Below are 20,703 nucleotides of genomic sequence, written 5' to 3' on the forward strand. Positions count from 1 at the left end.
CTGCAGTCGCTGCCCTGCGGACTTACAGTGGGCGGTGGACCACACACCAAACCGCTGAACCAGGAGCGTCCGCATGAGCACACAGGAGCAATCTGCGCCACGTCGGCCCGAGGGCGCGGGCGCGGGCGCGGGCCCGTGGTCAGATCCGATGGGGCGGATCGGGGCGCGTGCGGGTCAGACGTTGCTGATTGCCGCCGTGGCCGTCGGCATCATCTGGGTGCTGCTGCGCGTGAGCGTCGTGGTCCTGGCCGCGCTGGTGGCCCTGATCCTGGCCTCCGCGGTCGCTCCTCTGGTGCGGTGGCTGGTCGGCAAGGGCTGGTCCCATCTTCTGGCCACCCTGACGGCCTTCCTGGGCATCGTAGTGGTGGTCGGAGGGGTGATTACCGGGGTTGTCCTGGCGGTCATCAACGAGTGGGATTCCCTGGTCTCCTCGGCCCTGCAAGGTTGGCAGGCACTGCAGGACTGGGTCACGTCCGGACCCCTGCCGGTGGACGCCTCCGTCGTCGACGACGCCATGCAGCAGGTCACCGACTTCGTCACCAGTGGCAACTTCGCCAGCGGCCTGGCCAGCAGCACACTGACCGGGATCTCCGCGGCCGGCCAGTTCCTCACCGGCCTGGTACTGATGATCGTCGTGCTGTTCTTCCTGCTCAAGGACGGCTGGAAGTTCACCAACTTCTCCCTCCGCTGGTTCCAGGGCGGCACTCGGGCCAAGCTGGCGGAGTCCATCGACCGCTCATCCGAGGTGCTCGGCGGCTACGTGCGCGGCACCGCCACCGTGGCCCTCGTGGACGCCGTGCTGATCGGCATCGCCCTGGCGATCCTCGGTGTGCCGCTGGCCCTGCCGTTGGCCGTGATCATTTTCATCGGCGCGTTCATCCCCATCGTCGGGGCCACCGCCACCGGCATCATGGCCGCGCTGGTTGCCCTGGTCACCAACGGACTGACCACGGCACTGATCGTGACGGCCGTTGTCATCCTGGTCAACCAGATCGAGGGCAACTTCCTCCAACCGGTGGTCATGGGCCGGACGCTGAGCCTGCACGCCATGATCGTGTTGCTGGCCCTGACCATCGGCACCCTGGTGGGCGGCATCTTCGGCGCCATCCTGGCCGTGCCCTACACCGCCGTGGCGTGGACACTGATCCAGGTCTGGTCGAACCGCTACCAGGCCGGCGACGACCCTGTCCTCGGGCAGGACCCCCTGGATGCGAAAGACCGCGCAGACGCAAAGGCCACCACGGCGCAACGGCTGCGCTATTGGCGCATCAGCCGCCAGCGCCCGTCCAGCCAGAAACTCGGCGCTGCGCAGAAGGTGGAGCCGGGCTCGCAGGACGCGTCAGGCCACTCGGACGCCTCCGCTCCCACGGACGCCTCCGGTCCAGACGGCTCGTCCGACTCATCCGCCTCCAAGGAGTCCTAACCGGCGCGGCCTACCGTTCGCCGGTGCCGGCCTTCTTGCGGGGGCCCGGTACCTTCGCATCGGATTCGCGCAAGTACAGCGGCTGCACCGGCAGGATCCCCCGGCCGCGGCGCAGGGCGAGCTCGCCGACCAGGCCGAGCGAGCCAGCGTCGGGCACGGCGGTGGAGAACCCCGCGACCGCGGCGAGGGCATCCGGGTACAGCCCGGCCCCGGCACCGTAGGCCGGCAGCGGGGTGACCTCGGCGGGGGCCGTGACGAAGGGCCCGTGGAGGCGCTGGAACTGCCCGCCCACGGAGGCGTAGTGGGCCCAGTAGACCTCACGCCGGCGGGCGTCGGTGGCCACCACGAACTCTTCAATGCCCGCCCGGAAGGCCTCCTCAGCCGCGGGTAGCGCGATCGCGTCCAGGCTCATCACCCCGTGCACCTGCAACCCCCACGCGAACGCGAGCGAGCGCGCCGTCACCAGCCCGGCGCGCAGCCCGGTGAACGGCCCGGGCCCGACGCCGGCCACCACCGCCCGCAGATCGCCCGGCTCCACCTTCGAGTCCGCAAGAACCCGGCGCACCGCCGGCGTGAGCACCTCGGCATGCGTGTTGGTCTCGGTGGAGGCATAACGGGCGAGGACCTCGCCGTCCTGTACCACGGCCACGCTGGCGGTGGCGGAGGCGTCGATGGCGAGGAGGGGGCGGGAGGAGTGGACGGGCATGGGGTCCAGTTTACGGATGGCTACCGGAGTCAGCGGCCGCGGATACCGGCCGCCGTGGTGCACATGCCAACCCGCCGCGCAGCACACACTCCCGGCTTGATGGGCAGTTCTACCCATCTCCCACCACCGCCCCCGTCACCAGCAAATGGGCCATTCTCCCGACGCGCGGGGGCCGGCCAGATCCGTACCGTGGGGTCATCAGCCGGTGGAGCAAGGCCCCTCGAGCACCAGCAACAGCACAAGCACCAATGCCGGCCCCGGGACCGCCACCCACCGGATCACCCTTCATCCCAGGAGGCCGTCATGGCCACCACCGAACCCACCCTCCCCGCCGTACCCGGCCCAGTAGACCTCAGTCAGGTGTTCGACGCCCTGATCATCGGCGCCGGCCAGGCCGGACTGTCCACGGCCTACCACCTGCGGCGCCGCGGCCTGGACTGCCTCGTCGTCGACGCCGCCCACCGGGTCGGCGACCACTGGCGCCACCAATACGACTCGCTGGCCCTGTTCACCGCCAACAAGTTCAACCGCCTGCCCGGCCTCGGCTTCCCCGGCCAGCCGTGGGGCTTCGCCACCAAGGACGAGGTGGCCGCCGCGCTGGAGGCCTACGCCCGGGACTTCGACCTCCCGGTCCGGCTCGACTCTCCCGTCCGCCGCCTCTCCCGCACGCCGGAGAGATTCCGCACCGAGACCGCCACGGCCACCTACTTCTCCCGCACGGTCGTCCTGGCCACCGGGCCCTTCGGCCAGCTGCCGAGGATTCCGGAGTTCGCCCAGGACCTGGATCCCGCCATCCTGCAGTTGCACTCGAGCCAATACCGCCGGCCCGGCCAGTTGCGCGAGGGCCCGGTGCTCGTGGTCGGCGGCGGCCACTCGGGCTGTGACATCGCCCTAGAGGTCGCCCAGTCCGGGCACCTGACCACCCTGGCGGGCCGTGACCTGGGCCAGATCCCCGTCAGTTGGGACAGTCCGCTGCTCCACCTGATCATGCCCGCGGTCATGTTCCAGCACTCCCGCATCTACCGCCGCGGCACCCGCGCCGGGCAGCGCATGCGGGAGGAGGTCCTGCACCACGGCGCGCCACGGCTGAGGGTCCAGGCGCAGGATCTGGACGGGGCCGGCGTCGTGCGCACCGAGGCCCGGGTGTGCGGGGCACCGGACGGCGCTCCACTGCTGACCGACGGCCGCACCATGGACGCCCGGACTGTCATCTGGGCCACCGGTTTCCACCACGACTACTCGTGGCTCGAACTGCCCGTGTTGGGCGCGGACGGCTGGCCGCGTGAATACCGCGGCGTCGCCGAGGACGTTCCGGGGGTGTTCTTCTGCGGGTTGGCGTTCCAGTCGTCGATGTCCTCCATGAACTTCCACGGCGTCGGTGCGGACGCAGCGTACATCGCGGACCGGATCGCCGAGCGGCTGACGGACCGACCCGCCGGCCGCCGTCGCCACGGCACTCCACTCGCCCGCCGTCGATTGCCCCGCGGCGACGTCCCCCAGCGCGCCGCGCGATAACGGTCCGGCGGGCCGCGCCGCACCCCGTGCCTCCGCGCAACCCTGGGCGGTATCCTCCCGAGCAGGAGGCACCGCCCATGGCCGCTGAACCAGCCGTTTCCGACCTGGTGGCCCACGGCACCGCAGCCCACCTGGCCGGAGACTATGAACGCGCAGTCCAGGACCTGCAGCGCGCCTTCCAGATCTATCACGACGACGGCGATGCGGCCCGGGCGTTCTCCGTCGCCTTCTCGCTCGCCATGGTCTTCGGCACCACCTGCCGGCCAGCCCTCTTCAGCGGATGGGCCGGGCAGGCGCGACGGTTGTATGACGAGCTTGCTCCCGAGGCTGAGGCCACCTCCACGGCCAGCGGCTACCTCGACCTCCTCGAACTGCACGGCGGCATCTTGACCGGCGACTTCACCACCGTGGCTCGTCTCGCCCCCGGCGTGACGGCCGCGGGTCGCTTGCACCATGACACCGACCTGATCGCGCTGGGCACGGTCGCACTCGGCCGATCGGCGATCTATGCCGGGGACATCCGGGGCGGACTGGCACGGCTGGATGAGGTGATGGTCGGGATCCTGTCCGGTGAACCCGGACCGCTGGCCGCCGGGCTGGCGTGGTGCGCCGCCATCGAGGGCTGTCAGGAGGTCGGGGCCGTGGACCGGCTGTGCGAGTGGACCGCCGCGTTGGCCGCTTGGTGCCAGTCCCCGCCCGGCCTGGAGCTGTTCAACGGCCACTGCTCGGTTCACCGAGGCCAGGTGCTGGCCGTGCACGGGAGGTGGGACGAGGCGGTGGCGGTGTTCGCCGATTCGCGGCAGCGCCACCAGAAGCGCGGGGACGTGATCGCGGCCGGCTGGGCCGAGCGCCATCGGGGTGATGTGCTGCGCCTGCTGGGCCGGCATGAGGAGGCCGCCGCTGCCTACCGCACGGCCGCGGACCTGGGGTGCGATCCGCAACCCGGCCTCGCCCTCCTGTGGTGGAGCCTGGACCGGAGGGAGGATGCGCTCGGCGCCATCCACCGGTGCGTGGCGGAGACCGTCTTCCCGGCCCAGCGAATCTCCCTCATCCCGGCCGCCGTCGACGTGCTGCTGGCCGCGGGCGGCACGGAGGCCCCTGATGGTCCCCTGATCGGCGAGGCAGCTGCCCTCGCTGATGAGTTGGATGCCCTCGCTGAGCTGACCGGGTGTGCCTCGGTCGTTGCGGCGGCCGCGGAGGCCCACGCCGGGGTGGAACTGGCCCGCCGGGATCCGGGCGGTGCCCTGTCCTATGCCCGCAAGGCCGTGCAGGCCTGGGGCGGCGTCGCCTGCCCCTTCGAGGTCGCTCGGTCCCGGGTGGTCCTGGCCCGTGCTTTGGCTGGCGTCGGCGATATGGCTTCTGCGTTGGATGAGAGCGCGGCCGCCCGGAATGCGTTCGTGTCGCTCGGCGCGGAACCGGCGGTGGCCGGCGTCGACTCCCTCCTCGAGCACTGGGCCCACCCAACGCTGGACGTGCGCGATGATTCCGCCCGCGGCATCCCCGTCGGCGAGTCCCCGGAAGGCCACGATCGCGGCACACCCGACGGCCTCACCCCACGGGAAGTCGAGGTCCTGCGCCTCGTGGCCGCCGGCAGCAGCAACCGGCAGATCGCGGTAGAACTGGTGATCAGCGAGAAGACCGTCGCCCGCCACCTGAACAACCTCTTCACCAAGATCGGCGTCGCCTCGCGGACGGCCGCTGCCGCCTATGCCTTCCGCAACGGCCTGGTTTCCTCCACCGGTCAGATCTGAGGACCAGGCTGTGTGTTCCTGGCGCGGCCGGTAGCCTACGGGAACCGCCCCCGGACTTTAGTGCTCGGAATCCGCGTCCGCAGCCGAGGCCGGCTCGTTCGGCCCGGTGGACTCGGCCCCGGTGTTGCCGGCTTTGACCCGGTTCTCGGCATCCGTCAGATTCTCAGGATCAGGTTCAATATCGGCGGCGGGCTGCGGCTCGTAGTCGGCCTCGCTGTCCTCGTCGGGATCGAGGTCAACCTCGCCGCTGCCATCGGATCCCAGGTCGGCGTTCTCGTCGTCCGGGTTCACCTCGGGTTGTCCCTGTTCGTCGCGTGGCATGCTCATGGGCTCGTCCTTCCTCGGTCACCGTCGCGGATGCGGAAACCATGTCAGATCGGCGGCCGACGTGCCAGCATGGGCCGCTTCCCCCTCCAGCAACTGGGCGGCCGCGCGGACTTTGGAGGTCCGCATTACCGGCCGTCCGCGCTGCCCACCTTCCGCGCTGCCTCGGCCGCACCTACGCTGGCCGGGACAGCGATTGACCACAATGGACGCCCGAGCCTGTCATGGCCTACACGGACAGGCGGCGCCCGGGAGAGGTGCACATCATGGTCCAGTCCACCCCTGGCGTTCCGGGGCAATCCGAACAGCCTTCGCTCTCAACGGAGGCACACATCCCGGCCGCGCACGTGACGCTCGAGGGCCATTTCTTCCTGCCGCAGGTCAACGTTCCTGTGGTGGTCTTCGCCCATGGCAGTGGCAGCGGCCGGAACAGCGAGCGCAATCAGTACGTGGCCTCTGTCCTGCATGAGGCAGGGCTGGGCACCTTGTTGCTGGACCTGCTTAGTCCGCAGGAGGAAACCGACCGGGGAAACGCCTTCGACATACCCCGGCTCGCCCAACGCCTCACGGCGGCCGAGGCGTGGGTGCACCGGCAACCGCAGAGCATGTCCTCACCGGTCGGGTTCTTCGGAGCGAGCACCGGGGCCAGTGCCGCACTGTGGGCCGCTGCCGAACCCGGTGCCCGTGTCGGTGCCGTGGTCTCTCGAGGCGGCCGGCCGGACCTGGCCGAACGGCGGTTGGGCACGGTGGAGGCTCCCACCCTGCTGATCGTCGGCAGTGAGGATCAGGAGGTACTCGAGTTCAACCGCCAGGCCCAGTCCGAGCTGCAGTGCGAGAACGCCCTGGAGATCGTCGGCGGCGCCACGCACCTCTTCGAGGAGCCCGGAACCTTGGAGCAGGTTGCCCGACTGGCGTCGGAGTGGTTTGCCCGGCACCTTCCCTCGGCGCCGGCCATCGATCCACGGGACGCCGAGCCGACGGCCACGGACCCGCAGACCGGGCCTTGACCTCGGCAGACGTCCGCTAGAACGCCAGCGGCTGCTTCATTCGATCGAGCGTGCCTGCCGTGCTTACCGCGCCTGCTGCGCTTACCGTGTCTGCTGTGCCTCCCACGCCTGCCGCGCGCTCCAGGCCGAGGCCACCATGTCCTGCACGGAATGCCGCATGGTCCAGCCGAGGTCCCGCGCGGCCAGTGTCCCGTCGGCCACGATCCGCGCCGGGTCGCCCGGCCGGCGGTCCTGTACCTCGGGCTCGAAGTCGATCCCGGTCACCGACGCCATCGCGTCCATGATCTCCCGGACGGAGGTGCCCGCACCGGAACCCAGGTTGTAGACGGGTTCCACGGACTCCCCCGCCTCCAGGCGCCGCGCCGCAGCCACATGGGCCTCGGCCAAGTCAGCCACGTGGATGTAGTCGCGCACGCAGGTGCCGTCCGGCGTCGGGTAGTCTGCGCCGTTGATCCGCGGCGTCCTTCCGGCCACCAGCGCGTCGAACACGAGTGGGAACAGGTTGTGCGGACTGGTGTCACTGATCCGATCCGTGCCCGAGCCGACCACGTTGAAGTAGCGCAGCGAGGTGTGCCGCAGCCCGGCCGCCCGGGCCTGGTCGGCCAGCAGCCACTCGCCGATCAGCTTGGTCTCCCCATAGGGCGATTCCGGCACGGTCGCACTGGCCTCGGTCACCAGCTCACTGTCCGGCGTACCGAACGTCGCGGCGGAGGAGGAGAACACCATGTTCGCCACGCCGGCGCCCTCCATCGCCTCCAGCAGCGCCACCATCCCGGTGACGTTGTCCCGGTAGGTGCGCAGCGGCTTCCGCACGGACTCCCCGGCATACTTGTACCCGGCAATATGCACGACGCCGGCCACCCCGTGCTCGGCGAACGCGCCTTCCAGCGCGGCCCGGTCATTCAAGTCGGTCTGGATGAACGGGACGTCCTCCGGCACGAATCCGCGGTGTCCACTGGAGAGGTTGTCCACCACCACCGTGTCGATCCCGACGGCCCGGAAGGCCTCCACCACGTGCGCGCCGATATAGCCGGCTCCGCCGGTCACCATCCAAGTCATACCGCCAGCTTACGGAATCCACCGCCCCGCCTCGGACATTGTTGCAACTAATTCGCAATTGCATTTAGAGTGCTCGTCATGAACACATCACTCCCGCCCTACCCCACCTCTGCCGACTCCGCAGCGGCTCACACTGCCACCGTCGCCTCGGACGCACCACGCACTCCACATACCCGCCGCGCCCTCTCGGTCGCCGCCTTCGCCGCCGTCGCCCTCGCGCTTTCGGCCTGTGCACCGGGCGCCGGAGCCGGAGGCGGGTCCTCCTCCGAGTCCGCCGGCGGCTCGGCCACCGCCGGCTCCACGGATGGCGCAGATGTTGCCGAACCGGTCAACGCCGCGCAGCGGGACTCCCGCGCCGAGGTTCCCACGCTGACCCCGCGCGTGGTCCTCAGCCACGACGGCGGGCTGGTAACCCTGGACGGCGAGACCGGTGAGGTGGTCCACGAGGAGGAGCTGGCCGGCTTCCTGCGCCTGAACAACGCCGGCGACGGCCAGCACGTCATGGTGTCCAATGGAGACCAGTTCGAGGTCTACAACTCGGGGATCGACGCCCAGGGCCACGGCGACCACTTCCACTACTACGAGTCGGATCCGGGACTCAGCGGCATCGAGTTCGCCGCCCCCTACGCCGGCCACGTGGTGGTCCATCACGGCCTGACCACGCTGTTCGGGGACGGCGACGGATCCATCCAGACCTTCACCTCGGAACACCTCAAGGACGGCCAGCCGCGTACGGAGACGACCGCCACGGACGATCCCCACCACGGCGTGGCCATGCAGCTCATCGACGGCACCCTGCTGACCACCCAGGGCACCGAGGAGGGGCGGAACACCGTGCAGGTGAAGAGCACCGGGGACAACGGCGAGCTCCTGGCGGAGACCACGGACTGCACCGGTGTGCACGGTGAGGCGGCGGCTGCTCCGAACGAGAACGGCGACGTGGTGGTGCTGGGGTGCGAGGACGGTCCGGTCATCTACCGCGACGGTGAGTTCCACAAGGTCGCGGCCGAGAGCGAGTACCAGCGCACTGGCAACCTGGCCGGGTCCGAGGACTCCTCGGTGATGCTCGGCGACCTGAAGACCGATGCCGAGGCCGAGTTCGAACGGCCCACGCAGGTCGCGCTGATCGACACCCTGACCGATTCACTGCAGACGGTGGACCTGGGCTCCTCCTACTGGTTCCGTTCCTTGGCCCGCGGCCCGGAGGGTGAGGCCCTGGTGCTGACCTACGACGGCGAGCTCAACGTCATCGACGAGGAGACCGGTGAGATCACCGCTGAGATCCCGGCCATCGAGCCCTGGGAGGAGAGGGAGGAGTGGCAGCAGCCCGGCCCCATCCTCAAGGTCGCGGACTCCATGGCCTACGTGACGGACGCCGAGAACCAGCAGCTCGTGGTGATCGACTTGGAGGCTGGCGAAGTCGTCAACGAGTTCGACCTGGAGGTCACCCCGGTCGAGATGGCCGTGGTCACCGGCCACCCCGAGGCCCCGGAGCATGAAGCAGACGCCGCAGGCAGCAGCGACGCCGGCCACTCCTCCGACGACGAAGCCACCGAGGAAGAAGGTCACGAGGGTCATGACCACTAGGAGTTACGGTCACGGTTGACGTCGAGACGCACCGATGCACCCACCGACAAGCGTGATCGTAACTCGCGGGGGCCGATGCACCCACCGACAAGCGTGACCGTAACTGGAGGGGTGGGGAGGGGGCGGTATCAGCGGGTGGCGGGCATCTCCGGCGTCGGCAGCTGGTGGGTTCCGGTCTGGGCCACGCCCAGCACCTCTCCCCCGGCCCGGGCGGCACCGCCGCCGTGGGAGAGCACCCACAGGGTCTCCCAGACGGCCCGCGCCGTGACGGGAGCGACGCGCAGGAGGAGGCGGCCGGCGTCGCGCGAGGCATCTGCATCCGCACCGAACACGTAGTTGCCGTTGCTCTGGGTGCTGATGAAGGCCAGGTTCACGCCGAGGGCGGAGGACGTGGATTCCCAGACGAACCACGGCTCGGCCCACAGCTCCGCGAGTTCGGCGGGCGAGCCGTCCGGCGCGGGGTACAGCGGGTCGGCGACGCGGGCGGTGAACTCGTCCTCGTCCACCAGCAGCTCGCCGGCCAGCAGCGCGGGCCCGGTGCGCACCCCGGCCCACGTGCAGACCTGGGAGGCCAGGGCGTCCCGCTCGGCGAGTGCCACGGCATACCGGGAACGGTTCTGGCTCACGACGCCGGCCATCACGTCCGCGCCCGGCGCACCGGACACGGTGGAGACCCGAGCGCCGGCGAGCCAGGACTGCATCAGGGTGCGTTCGGCGCCGCACTGGCCGCGCAGGGCCAGGACGTCCTCGGCGGTGGCGACGGGGCCCATGAAGTCCTCCCCGGCGGTGTCCAGCACGCCGTCCAGGGTCAGGAACCCTTCGCGGACCAGGCGGCCGATGGCGCTGCGGTTCCGCAGGGTGGCGAAGCGGCCGAGCGAGCCGAGGTGGTGGATGGACTGCAGGACCTCGAGGTCGTCACTGCGCAACTGACCGGGGTCTTCCGGGCTGGTGGTCTGCCGGCGGCCCTCCCCGCTGACGTGGCGTTGCAGTGCCTCGACGTCCGCGATCGGTTGCCCGGACCGGCTCTGCCGGTCAGTGGCGGACATCAGGCCACGGCCCGGAGCGGGGCGCTTTCTGCTGGGACCTCGTCCGGGGCGAACCGGGCGCTGGCGATGGCCGCGTCGAAGACGGCGGTGAAGTGCTCGTAGTCGCTGATCAGGCAACTGGCGCTGATCTCCAAGGTGGCCCGGCCCTCGGCGAGGGCCTCCTGGACCAGCCAGCGGCGGGTGAAGATGTTGTTGCGGCCGGTCCAGCGGGTCAGGTCCATCCGGCGCGCCGGATATCCACCGACCGTGCAGGTGACGTCCTCGACCACGTAGAGGCGGTTCAGGCCGCAGAGTCCGGCCGGCTCACCGGCATAGGTGGTGGCCACGATGTTCGGGGCCAGCTCGGGTTCGGGCAGGGGCCCGCCGGGCTGCAGACCGTCCGTGAGCATGCGCTCCGCGGACTCCGTCACGGGGGCGGTCGCCACCAGGTGGAAGCCGTCCACCGGGTACCGGACCCAGTCCTCCGGCAGGTCCATGGTCAGCGTCCGCATGTGCTCTCCTCCCGCACCTCCCGTACCCGCGAGTGCCAGTAACGGAAGGTGAATTCCTTCTGAACCACGGTACTGATCCACTCGCGGGGCCGCGATGGGGAGAAGTACCCATCGCGGCGGTTGCCGCCGGTGAGGACAGAGTGCTATCCAGCGGCCTGCGGCAGGTCCAGCCCTCGGTCCCGCATGACCTGCCGCAACCGGTCCGGGTAGTCGGTGATGATGCCGTCCACTCCGAGGCCCATGAGGTATTCCATGGTGCCGGGATCGTCGACCGTCCACGGGATCACGTCGATGCCGGCCGCGTGGGCGTCGTCGACCATGGTCCGGTTGACGTACGGTGCGTAGCCTTCGTCACCGATCGCACCGTCCTGCGGGTTGCCATGCACGGGTGAGATGACTTCCACGCCGAGTTCCTGTGCCATGGCCACCAGATCACCGTCGAAGTCGTCCGCGTCAAGCCCGCCCAACCACGGGGAAGCCCCCGGCTGACCGACCTGCAGGAAGTCCCCGTTCGTCAGGGCGCTGCGCGGCAGAGTCGGTGCCAGTTCCTCGACGAGCTCGAGTGCGCCCCAGTCGAAGCTCTGGATCATGACCTGGTCTTCCATGGCGTGCTCCAGGATCTCCGCCAGGACGGCGCGCACGAAGGTCTCACGTGGTGCGGTCTCCTCGGGGGCGCCCGCCTCCACCTTGGTCTCGATGTTCAGCATCACCTCATCGGCCCCGTACTCCCTGACCACCTCGAACAACTCGTCCAGTTCCATCATCGGTCCGGTGGCCACGGCCTGGCCCGGGTACTTCGGATCCTGCTGATATCCACATTCCAGGGTCTGCACCTGGTCGAGGGTGAGGTCGGTGATGTACTTGCCGACATAGGGGTACTGCGGGTCCTCCGGCATGGCCGGCGCGGTGTCCCGGCAGTCTCCTGTGGTGATCTTCCGGTCATGGGTCACGACGACGGCCCCGTCGGCCGTCACCTGCGTGTCCAGTTCCAGCGTGGTGACCCCCAGTTCCAGGGCATGGGCGAAGGACTCCCGGGTGCTTTCCGTGTACAGTCCCTGCCCGCCGCGGTGGGCCTGCAGGTCGAACTCCTCTTGCGGGACCTCTGGTTCCTCGGGGTTGTCGGGGTTGATGACGGTGTCGAGGCGGCTCATGAGGGCGGCGACTTCGCCGCGGGTGATGGGGTCCTTGGCCTTGAAGGTGCCGTCCTTGTAGCCGGTGGAGATGTCCTCGGAGGCGAGCCAGATGATGGCGTCGTGGTGGGTGTTGGACTCGGCCACGTCCGGGAAGCTCACGTCGGTTTCGGGGTCGGTGGTGGGGTCGAGGGCGCGGTAGAGGAAGGACGCGAACTCGCCACGTTCCACGGCACGGTGGGGCTGGAAGGTCCCGTCGGCATAGCCGGTGGTGATCTCCTCGGCGGCGCCCCACTCGATGGCCTCGAAGTGGGTGGAGCCGGCCGGGGCGTCGGGGAAGGTGGCCTCGCCGGGGGTGAAGTCCGCGTTGAGGTAGCGGTAGACGAAGGCCATGGACTCGCCGCGGTCGATGTCGGCGCCCTTGCGGTAGGTGTTGTCCGCGTAGCCGGTGGTGATGCCGGAGCACTGCATCCAGCGGACGTAGTCGAAGTACTGCGAGCCGGCCTGGTTGTCGGCGAAGTTCGCCGCGGTGCACTCAGCGCCGGGCTGGGTGGTCCCGGCGGGCTCGGGGGTGGTGGTGGCGGTGGCGGTGGCGGGGGTTGCCAGGAAGCCGATGGTCATGAGTCCGGCCAGGGCGGCCGCGGGTAGCTTGCGCTGCATGTTGGGGGCTCCGATGTTCAGGCCTGGGGCGCCTGTCCGTGCGGGGGGCCAGGCGCGAGTGATGAGCGGCGGGGTTTCCCCACCGTGACCTGGACAGTTCATCGGTCGCCGTCAACGCGCAGGAAAGCGCCCGGTGAACACCACGCCAAGACTGGTCTCCACGCTGGTGGTTCTCCTCGGCCGGGCAGACCGGCGAGGCAGAAGCCGTCAGCGCCTGCGTCCAAACGTCATGGTGGCGTTGCGCGTGTACACCTTGCCGTGGGCTGCCGTTCACGCGGCGAGCACAGGGTAGGTGAGTCAACGGTTACCCCCGGCCGGAACCCTATCCATCGGAAGGTACTTCGTGAACGCGATCACTCGCTCCCCACGCCATCGATCAGCCCGCCTGGCGGCCGGGGTCCTGGCCCTGGCCACCACCGGCGCCCTGCTGAGCCCGGCCGTCACCGCCGCCGCGGCGACCCCCATTACGGCCACCCCCACCCCTATTACTGCCCAGAAGTCTGAGACCGCGCAGACGGCCCAAACTGCAGAAACTGCCGAGACCGCCGAGCAGGCCGGCGCCGCCTGGGATGAGAGCGCCTACCGCGGCTCCGTCGAGGTCATCGAGGGGACGAACGAGACCCCCAAGGTCCTCGAGGGCGTGGTCTTCGATGACCAGAACCAGAACTCCACCCAGGACGAGAATGAGCCCGGCATCGCCGACGTCACCGTGTCCAACGGCCGCGACGTCGTTACCACGGACGAGGACGGCGCTTACGAGCTGCCGGCCTTCGACAACATGACCGCGTTCGTCACCCAGCCGGCCGGCTACCAGGTGCCCGTGGACCAGGACAACGTGGCCCAGTTCCACTACCACCACCTCCCGGCAGGCTCCCCCGAGCTCAAGTACGGCGGCCTGGAACCCACCGGCCCCCTGCCCGACGCAGTCAACTTCCCGCTGGTCGAGAGTGAACTCACCGCTTCCTCAGAACAGCACTGCGCCATCGGGGCGGACGTGCAGACCTACAACCAGAAGGAGGTCAACTTCGCGCGGGAGGGCGCCTTCGCCGACCTGGCCGCACGTGACGACTACGCCGGTTGCGGTGCACTGTTCATCGGCGACGTCGTCGGAGACGACCTGTCCCTGTTCCCTCAGACCCACGAGCTGACGAGCATGCTCAACGGTCCGGCCCGTTTCCTGCCCGGCAACCACGACCTCGACTTTGATTCCCTGGACGGCGAGCACGAGTTCGACACCTTCCGCGCCGAACTCGGCCCGGAGTACTACTCCTACGACGTTGGGCAGGCCCACGTGGTGGCCCTGAGCAACATCGTCTACCCCAAGGCCCCGGGCGAGACGAGCGGCTACACCTACGGCCTCGGGGAGAACCAGCTCGAATGGCTGCGGCAGGACATCGCCAACACCCCCGAGGACAGCGTGGTCGTGCTGGCCGGCCACAGCCCGCTGCTGGAGTTCTACTACTCGGACTCCCACACCCACGGACAGCTCGAGGAGATCTACGAGACCCTCGAGGGCCGGGAAGTCATCTCGCTCGGTGGTCACACCCACATGTCTGAGAACCTGCGCGAAGGCGACCTGATGGCAGGTTGGCGCGATGAGCTCGGGGACGCCGGCCTGCCGTTCACCCACCTGACGGTTCCGGCCATCTCGGGCCAGTGGTACAACGGCCGCGTGATGCCGGACGGGTACCCGACGGCCGTCCAGCGGGACGGAACCCCTCCCGGGGTGCTGACCCTGGACATCGAGGGCACCGAGGTCATGGAGCGCTTCACCGCCACCGGTCTGGATGACCAGGACCAGATGGCGTTGGGGCTGAACACGCCGGAGTACCGCGAGTGGTTCGACACCTACCAGGATCAGCGCGGTGAGGCGCCGGAGCTGGAGAATGCACTCGCCGCGGAGCAGGGCGATCTGGCGGAGACCTGGTTGACCACCAACTTCTGGATGGGCTCCACGGGGGCCACCGTGGAGGTGTCGGTGGACGGAGCGGATCCAGTTGAGGCCGAACGCACCCAGCAGATGGACGGCGAGGAACCCAATATCGGAGCCGCCTACACCGACCCGGTCGCCACCCAGGAGCAGCTGGTCCACGGTGGCGGGCTGCACGATCGCACCATGCACCTGTGGCGGCTCCCGCTCTCGGAGGACCTGGCCGTCGGCGAGCACACCGCAGAGGTGACGGCCACGGACGTGCACGGCCGCGAGTTCACCGAGACGCTGGCCTTCAGCGTCACGGAGGACGGGCCGGAAGCCGTCGAGTTCTCGGACAATGAGCCGGGCTCGGCGTTCTACGCCCCGGTGCAGTGGATGGCCACCAACAACATCTCCACCGGATACACCGACGGCACCTTCCGCAAGGGCCGCGACGTCACCCGCGGCGAGACCACCGCCTTCCTCCACCGCTACATCAAGCCGGACTTCACCGCCCCGGCGACCAGCCCCTTCGAGGACATCACGGACACCGGATCGTTCTACGAGCCCATCACCTGGGCCGCAGCAGAAGAGATCACCCTCGGCTATGCGGACGGCACCTTCCAGCCCCACCGTGCCGTGACGCGCGGCGAGTTCGCCACCTTCCTCTACCGCCTCGACGCACCCGAGCACACGGCCCCGGAGGACAGCCCCTTCGAGGACCTGCCCACCACCAGCAACCACTACGAGGCCATCACCTGGCTCGCCTCCCAGGGCATCACCATCGGTGACACCCACGGCCACTTCAACGAGGCCGATCCCGTAACCCGCGGCGAGATCTCAGCCTTCCTCCAGCGCTACGACAACACGCAGCGCTGACCCACCCCTGGCATCTGAGTCCCACGAATTGCCGGAGATCCACAGGGTCCCCGGCAATTCGTGGGACTTCGTTGCGTCAAGAGGTCACAGGCACCGCACAGCATGGGCAAAGGCGAGACCGAAGGACCAGTGATGATCTGGTCATCGAACACGTCGAACGACGGACCAGACAACAAGGGACACCCCATGGCGACCACTGGCAAGACTCTCTCGCATCAGCCCACGGAGACGTTCGCCCGGAACCACGCAGGCCGGACACTGTATGAACAGCGCGCGCGATGGCTGCCCGGACTGGACCAGCCACCAGCACCCTCCTGGGACGATCTGGACGAGTCCGTCCGCGAACGCTGGCGTGAGAACGCCAAGGCATGATCCGCTGCCGCACGCGGGAAAGGTTCCGGAATGGCACCAACGGTTCCCCGCCATAGACTGGCTGGACCATTCTTGAAAGGCGGCAGCCGACCATGAGCGGACGCAATCCCGACCATTCGGTTCGTTTCCCCGTCAATTTCCAGGACTGGGAAGACCTCACGTTCCTGCACTGGCCCTACGAGGCCGACGCCGTCCAACGCCTGGTTCCCGAGGGTCTCACGGTGCAGGAATGGGATGGGCTCACCTGGGTCGGCATCACCCCGTTCCGCATGGCGCGGGTCCGCGTGCCGGGCCTGCCGCCGCCCCCGGGATGGGGCGCCTTCCCGGAACTGAACGTGCGGGCCTACGTGCGCACCCAGGATGGACGGGACGGCATCTGGTTCCTTGGGATGGTCGCACCCCGGCTCACCTTCATCGCTGCCCGCGCACCCTCGGGCTGCCCTATGAGCGTTCCCACTCGTCCCTGTCCGTGGACGGCTCGCGGTGGACCTACCGGTTCGGCACGCCGCACGGGATCCGTTCCCGCCCGGGCGACTGGTTCCAGGCGGTCGTGGACGTCGGTCGGCCGATGGACACCGCCGAGCGGACGCCGCTGGCGGACAGCCTCACCGGACGGTGGACGGCCTTCCACCGGAGGGCACGCGTGCTCTGGCGGACGCCGGTCGTGCATGAGCCTTGGCCGTTGCACACAGCCACCGCCACTTCCACTGCTGCCGGGAGCCTCACCGCGCCCCTGCACTGGGTCGGGCTGACGTCACCGAGCGAGGACCCGATCGTGCACGCCGCACCTGCCGTGCACAGCCGGATCGGTGTTCCCCGACCAGCCTGAGCACGACACGCGGCTTCGAGCGTGCACGTGACCGTTCAGGCCGAACCGGGCCGTACGTCGTCGTCCCAGCCTTGCTGTGGAGCCGTGCACGTCTCGCGGAAGACGAACTGGGAAGGGCGCCTGCGCTCTCGGCTGGACCAGTCGATGGCGGGCCGGTGGGTCCGCTCGGGCAGGTAGCCCAGCCGGTAGACCGCCATCAGTTCCAGCTCGTCCGGCACCTGCAGCATCCGCACGATGCGCTCCCAGTTGCGTGGTGCCTCCATGGGAAAGGAGACGAACTGGATGCCCATGCCGAGTTCCACCGTGGTCAGCCACAGGTTCTCCATCGCGGCACCCATGCTGAAGACCGAGTAGAAGCCGGACAGCTCCCCGGGCCGGTACTCACCGCGTTCGAGCATGACGCCGATCAGCAGTGGTGAGCCGGCGACCAGCTTGCGGTTCTCCTCGCCGAGAGTCTGCGGGACGCGCAGCCGGTTCATCAGGGACTGGCCCGAGGGCGTGAACGCGCGGGAGGTGAAGGGCCGCAGCAGGGCGGGCAGCTTGTCGAAGAGCATGCCGCTGCGGGCCGCGTCCATCTCCTTCTGGCTGAACCGGAAGTACTTCTTGTAGCGATCAAAGAACGTGCCGGCGCCCATGACCTCGGTCATGCTCTGGCCGCTGATGGCGCCCACCGTCTCTATGGTGGTCCGGTCCTCGATGAGCACGAACCGCCACGGCTGGCTGTTGAACTGGGAGGGCGCGGCCGCCGCGGCACGGATCAGCAGCTGCTGGTGCTCGGGGCTGACGGGGTCCGGCCGGAACGGTCCGTTCGTGGTGCGCCGGTTGAACACGGCATCGAGCAGTTCCATGGATTACCTCCAGGCCAGTAGGAGCGCGGCCGCATAGTAGGGGGCCGCCGCCAGGGCGTCGTGGGTGTGCCGGTTCAGAGGTCTCGCCCCGTGCCTCTGCAAGAGGACCAGTGGAACGGCGGCCGGAACCAGGGCGACGGCGGCCGGCGACCGCCGCGCTGTGCAGGCCAGAACCGCCACGGCCGTCGTCGTGACGGTCACGGTGTATAGACCGTGATGGACCCAGCGGAACGTTGACGTATCGATCCACCGGAGGGCCACCGCGGCACCGAGTGCGCAGTTCGCCGCATAGGCACCGGCTGCGGCCGTGACCAGCGTGCGGAGCAGCATCATGGCCCTCCTCGTCAGCCGGTGATCATCACGCCCATCGTGCCACACGCCGGTGCGCCCGATTCCGTCCTCAGCTCCGTCTTCAGACCAGTTCTCGACTCCCTCTCCATCGAGCACTCAGCTCAGTGCCGAACTTGCACGTTCAAGCACTGGTCGGGCAACCGTCATGGTGGCGTTGCGGGTGTACACCCGGCCGTGGGCTGCCGTTCATCACGTGACCACAGGGTAGGTGAGTCAACGGTTACCCCCGGCCGGAACCCTATCCATCGGAAGGTACTTCGTGAACGCGATCACTCGCTCCCCACGCCATCGATCAGCCCGCCTGGCGGCCGGGGTCCTGGCCCTGGCCACCACCGGCGCCCTGCTGAGCCCGGCCGTCGCCGCCGCCGCGGCCACCCCCATCACGACCAGCCCGGTCTCCGCCCAGAAGTCCGAGACCGCGCAGACGGCCCAGACCGCAGAAACCGCCGAGACGGTAGAGGCTGCCGAGCAGGCCGGCGCGGCGTGGGACGAGAGCGCCTACCGCGGCGCCGTCGAGGTGGTTGAAGGCACCAACGAGACCCCCGAAGTCCTCGAAGGTGTGGTCTTCGACGACCAGAACCAGAACTCCACCCAGGACGAGGACGAACCCGGCATCGCCGACGTGACCGTGTCCAACGGCCGCGACGTCGTCACCACCGACGAGAACGGCGCCTACGAGCTGCCGGCCTTCGACAACATGACGGCCTTCGTCACCCAGCCCGCCGGCTACCAGGTGCCCGTGGACCAGGACAACGTGGCCCAGTTCCACTACCACCACCTCCCCGAGGGCTCCCCCGAACTCAAGTACGGCGGCCTCGAGCCCACCGGCCCCCTGCCCGACGCAGTCAACTTCCCGCTGTCCCAGGATGAGGACGCCGCCGGCGCACAGCAGGAATGCCTGGTGGGCGGAGACGTGCAGACCTACACCAAGGAGGAGGTGGAGTTCGCTCGCGTGGGCGCCTTCGCCGATCTGGCCGCCCGCTCGGGCTACGAGGACTGCGGCATCCTCTTCGTGGGCGACATCGTGGGTGACGACCTGTCCCTGTACCCGGATGTCCGCACCCTCAGCGAGATGCTCAACGGTCCGGCGCGTTTCCTGCCCGGCAACCATGACATCGACTTCGATGCCACCGAGCAGGGACACGCCTTCGATTCCTACCGTGCGGCCCTGGGCCCGGAGTACTACTCCTACGACGTCGGCGATGCCCACTTCATCGCGCTGAACAACGTGGAATACCCCTTCGCCGGGGACACCCTCTACAACGGGGCGATCGACGAGGATCAGATGGAGTGGCTGCGTCAGGACATCGCCAACACCCCTGAGGACAAGCTCGTGGTGATCGCCGCCCACATCCCGCTGCTGGGATTCGCGGACCAGGGTGGCACGCAGCACCAGACCGACCAGGTCAAGGAGATCTATGAGCTGCTCGAGGGCCGCGAGGCGATCTCGCTGGCCGGGCACGTGCACGCGATCGAGAACATGCGCGAGGGCGACAGCCTGAAATCCTGGAAGGACCTCTTCGACGTCGACGAGCTGCCCTTCCCGCACATCACCGTGGGCGCCATCTCCGGCGACTGGTACTCCGGGGAGATGCTCGAAGGCGGCTACCCGACCGCCCTGCAGCGTGACGGCGCCTACCCGGGCGTGCTCACCATGGACATCGAGGGCAACCAGGTCTCCGAGTACTTCACCCGCACCGGTGATGACGGCTCCGATCAGATGTCGCTGGGCCTGAACACCCCGGCCTACCGCGACTGGTTCGAGGAGAACATTGACGCCGACGAGTCGGCTCCCGAGTTCGAGAACCCGCTCACCGTGGCCCAGGGCGACCTGGCGGACACCTGGCTGACCACCAACTTCTTCATGGGCGCCACCGGCTCCACCGTGGAGGTCACGGTGGACGGCGGCGAGCCCGTGGCTGCCGAGCGCACCCAGCCGATGCAGGGTGAGGAGCAGTTCTCCGGTGCCGAGTATTCCGACCCGGTGGCCGTCCAGGAGCAGCTGGTCCACGGCGGTTCCGTGGCGGACCGCACCTCTCACCTGTGGCGCCTGCCCGTGCCCGAGGACCTCGAGCCCGGCGAGCACACCGCAGAGGTGACCGCCACTGACGTGCACGGCAAGGTCTCCACCGAGTCCATGACGTTCAAGGTCCAGGAAGGTGCCACAGAGCCGGAGGTTCCGGTGTTCTCGGACAATGAGCCGGGCTCGGCGTTCTACGCCCCAGTGCAGTGGATGGCCACCAACAACATCTCCAACGGCTACGCGGACGGCACCTTCCGCAAGTACTGGGACGTCACCCGCGGGGAGACCGCTGCCTTCCTCCACCGCTACGTGAAGCCGGAGTTCGATGCCCCGGAGCAGAGCCCGTTCGAGGACGTCACGGACGCCAACTCGTTCTACGATCCGATCACCTGGGCCGCCGCCGAGGAGATCACCCTCGGCTACGCCGACAACACCTTCCAGCCGTACCAGTCGGTGACCCGCGGTGAGTTCGCCACCTTCCTCTACCGACTGGCCGCCCCGGAGCACAACACACCGCAGGATAGCCCGTTCGAGGACCTGAACACCGGCAACATCCACTACGAGGCCATCACCTGGCTGGCCTCCCAGGGCATCACCATCGGTGACACCCAGGGCCACTTCAACGCCTCCGAACCCGTGTCCCGCGGCGAGATCTCAGCCTTCCTCCAGCGCTACGACGACAACATCCAGCGCTGACTCAGTAAGCCGCTGATGCAGTAATCCGCTGACGCGGTCCAGCTCCGCCCCCGTGCCGTCCGGCTCGGGGGCGGAGCTGTTTCCTCCAGGGACC

At 68.9% G+C, this 20,703-nt stretch carries 16 protein-coding genes and 1 pseudogene; 9 read left to right on the forward strand and 8 right to left on the reverse strand.

Going from position 1 to position 20,703, the window contains the following annotated elements; all coding sequences use genetic code 11:
• Positions 1-73 precede the first annotated feature (73 nt).
• Positions 74-1,423, forward strand: a complete 1,350-nt coding sequence (locus C8E99_RS07675; protein WP_115931789.1) for an AI-2E family transporter — start codon at positions 74-76, stop codon at positions 1,421-1,423.
• A 10-nt stretch (positions 1,424-1,433) separates the two neighbouring features.
• On the opposite strand, the gene tsaB is transcribed toward C8E99_RS07675, so the two are convergent.
• Complete coding sequence (gene tsaB, locus C8E99_RS07680) at positions 1,434-2,129, reverse strand: tRNA (adenosine(37)-N6)-threonylcarbamoyltransferase complex dimerization subunit type 1 TsaB (RefSeq protein ID WP_115931790.1); 696 nt, start codon at positions 2,127-2,129, stop codon at positions 1,434-1,436.
• 303 nt (positions 2,130-2,432) lie between these two features.
• Here tsaB and C8E99_RS07685 point away from each other — a divergent pair, with 303 nt between their 5' ends.
• A complete protein-coding gene (locus C8E99_RS07685; protein WP_115931791.1) occupies positions 2,433-3,644 on the forward strand; it encodes a flavin-containing monooxygenase in 1,212 nt (403 codons plus the stop codon).
• A gap of 77 nt (positions 3,645-3,721) precedes the next feature.
• Positions 3,722-5,395, forward strand: coding sequence for a helix-turn-helix domain-containing protein (locus C8E99_RS07690; RefSeq protein WP_115931792.1), 1,674 nt, complete (start codon positions 3,722-3,724; stop codon positions 5,393-5,395).
• Positions 5,396-5,452: 57 nt separating this feature from the next.
• On the opposite strand, the gene C8E99_RS07695 is transcribed toward C8E99_RS07690, so the two are convergent.
• On the reverse strand, positions 5,453-5,722 hold the full coding sequence (locus C8E99_RS07695; RefSeq protein ID WP_115931793.1) for a hypothetical protein: 270 nt from the start codon (positions 5,720-5,722) through the stop codon (positions 5,453-5,455).
• Positions 5,723-5,943: 221 nt separating this feature from the next.
• On the opposite strand from C8E99_RS07695, the gene C8E99_RS07700 reads away from it, so the two are divergent.
• A complete protein-coding gene (locus tag C8E99_RS07700; RefSeq protein WP_115931794.1) occupies positions 5,944-6,726 on the forward strand; it encodes a dienelactone hydrolase family protein in 783 nt (260 codons plus the stop codon).
• 81 nt (positions 6,727-6,807) lie between these two features.
• Here C8E99_RS07700 and galE read toward each other — a convergent pair whose 3' ends face one another.
• Positions 6,808-7,785, reverse strand: coding sequence for a UDP-glucose 4-epimerase GalE (galE, locus tag C8E99_RS07705; protein WP_115931795.1), 978 nt, complete (start codon positions 7,783-7,785; stop codon positions 6,808-6,810).
• Between the two features lie 78 nt (positions 7,786-7,863).
• Between galE and C8E99_RS07710 the strand changes: the two genes are divergently transcribed.
• On the forward strand, positions 7,864-9,372 hold the full coding sequence (locus tag C8E99_RS07710; RefSeq protein WP_211309002.1) for a beta-propeller fold lactonase family protein: 1,509 nt from the start codon (positions 7,864-7,866) through the stop codon (positions 9,370-9,372).
• Positions 9,373-9,500: 128 nt separating this feature from the next.
• On the opposite strand, the gene C8E99_RS07715 is transcribed toward C8E99_RS07710, so the two are convergent.
• The 3 genes from C8E99_RS07715 to C8E99_RS07725 all read right to left on the reverse strand — a co-directional run bounded on the left by C8E99_RS07715 (position 9,501) and on the right by C8E99_RS07725 (position 12,699).
• On the reverse strand, positions 9,501-10,418 hold the full coding sequence (locus tag C8E99_RS07715; RefSeq protein WP_115931796.1) for a hypothetical protein: 918 nt from the start codon (positions 10,416-10,418) through the stop codon (positions 9,501-9,503).
• The gene (locus tag C8E99_RS07720) at positions 10,418-10,909 is read right to left on the reverse strand and encodes a hypothetical protein (protein ID WP_115931797.1); all 492 of its coding nucleotides are present in this window, start codon (positions 10,907-10,909) and stop codon (positions 10,418-10,420) included. The genes C8E99_RS07715 and C8E99_RS07720 overlap by 1 nt, the downstream gene beginning before the upstream one ends.
• A gap of 143 nt (positions 10,910-11,052) precedes the next feature.
• The gene (locus C8E99_RS07725) at positions 11,053-12,699 is read right to left on the reverse strand and encodes a glycerophosphodiester phosphodiesterase family protein (RefSeq protein WP_170144554.1); all 1,647 of its coding nucleotides are present in this window, start codon (positions 12,697-12,699) and stop codon (positions 11,053-11,055) included.
• Between the two features lie 343 nt (positions 12,700-13,042).
• On the opposite strand from C8E99_RS07725, the gene C8E99_RS07730 reads away from it, so the two are divergent.
• The 3 genes and pseudogenes from C8E99_RS07730 to C8E99_RS07740 all read left to right on the forward strand — a co-directional run bounded on the left by C8E99_RS07730 (position 13,043) and on the right by C8E99_RS07740 (position 16,691).
• The gene (locus C8E99_RS07730) at positions 13,043-15,490 is read left to right on the forward strand and encodes a calcineurin-like phosphoesterase C-terminal domain-containing protein (protein WP_115931799.1); all 2,448 of its coding nucleotides are present in this window, start codon (positions 13,043-13,045) and stop codon (positions 15,488-15,490) included.
• Positions 15,491-15,676: 186 nt separating this feature from the next.
• A complete protein-coding gene (locus C8E99_RS07735) occupies positions 15,677-15,862 on the forward strand; it encodes a hypothetical protein (protein WP_147301200.1) in 186 nt (61 codons plus the stop codon).
• A 92-nt stretch (positions 15,863-15,954) separates the two neighbouring features.
• A pseudogene (locus C8E99_RS07740) lies at positions 15,955-16,691 on the forward strand (YqjF family protein).
• 35 nt (positions 16,692-16,726) lie between these two features.
• Here C8E99_RS07740 and C8E99_RS07745 read toward each other — a convergent pair.
• Both C8E99_RS07745 and C8E99_RS07750 read right to left on the reverse strand, forming a co-directional pair.
• Positions 16,727-17,539: a nitroreductase family protein gene (locus C8E99_RS07745; RefSeq protein WP_115931802.1), complete on the reverse strand. Its 813-nt coding sequence runs from the start codon at positions 17,537-17,539 to the stop codon at positions 16,727-16,729.
• Between the two features lie 3 nt (positions 17,540-17,542).
• Positions 17,543-17,872, reverse strand: coding sequence for a hypothetical protein (locus tag C8E99_RS07750; RefSeq protein WP_115931803.1), 330 nt, complete (start codon positions 17,870-17,872; stop codon positions 17,543-17,545).
• 277 nt (positions 17,873-18,149) lie between these two features.
• Here C8E99_RS07750 and C8E99_RS07755 point away from each other — a divergent pair, with 277 nt between their 5' ends.
• Positions 18,150-20,609 (forward strand): calcineurin-like phosphoesterase C-terminal domain-containing protein, encoded by a 2,460-nt coding sequence (locus C8E99_RS07755; protein WP_115931804.1) that lies wholly within the window; start codon positions 18,150-18,152, stop codon positions 20,607-20,609.
• Positions 20,610-20,703 lie beyond the last annotated feature (94 nt).

The organism is Citricoccus muralis (assembly GCF_003386075.1).
Lineage (GTDB): Bacteria > Actinomycetota > Actinomycetes > Actinomycetales > Micrococcaceae > Citricoccus > Citricoccus muralis.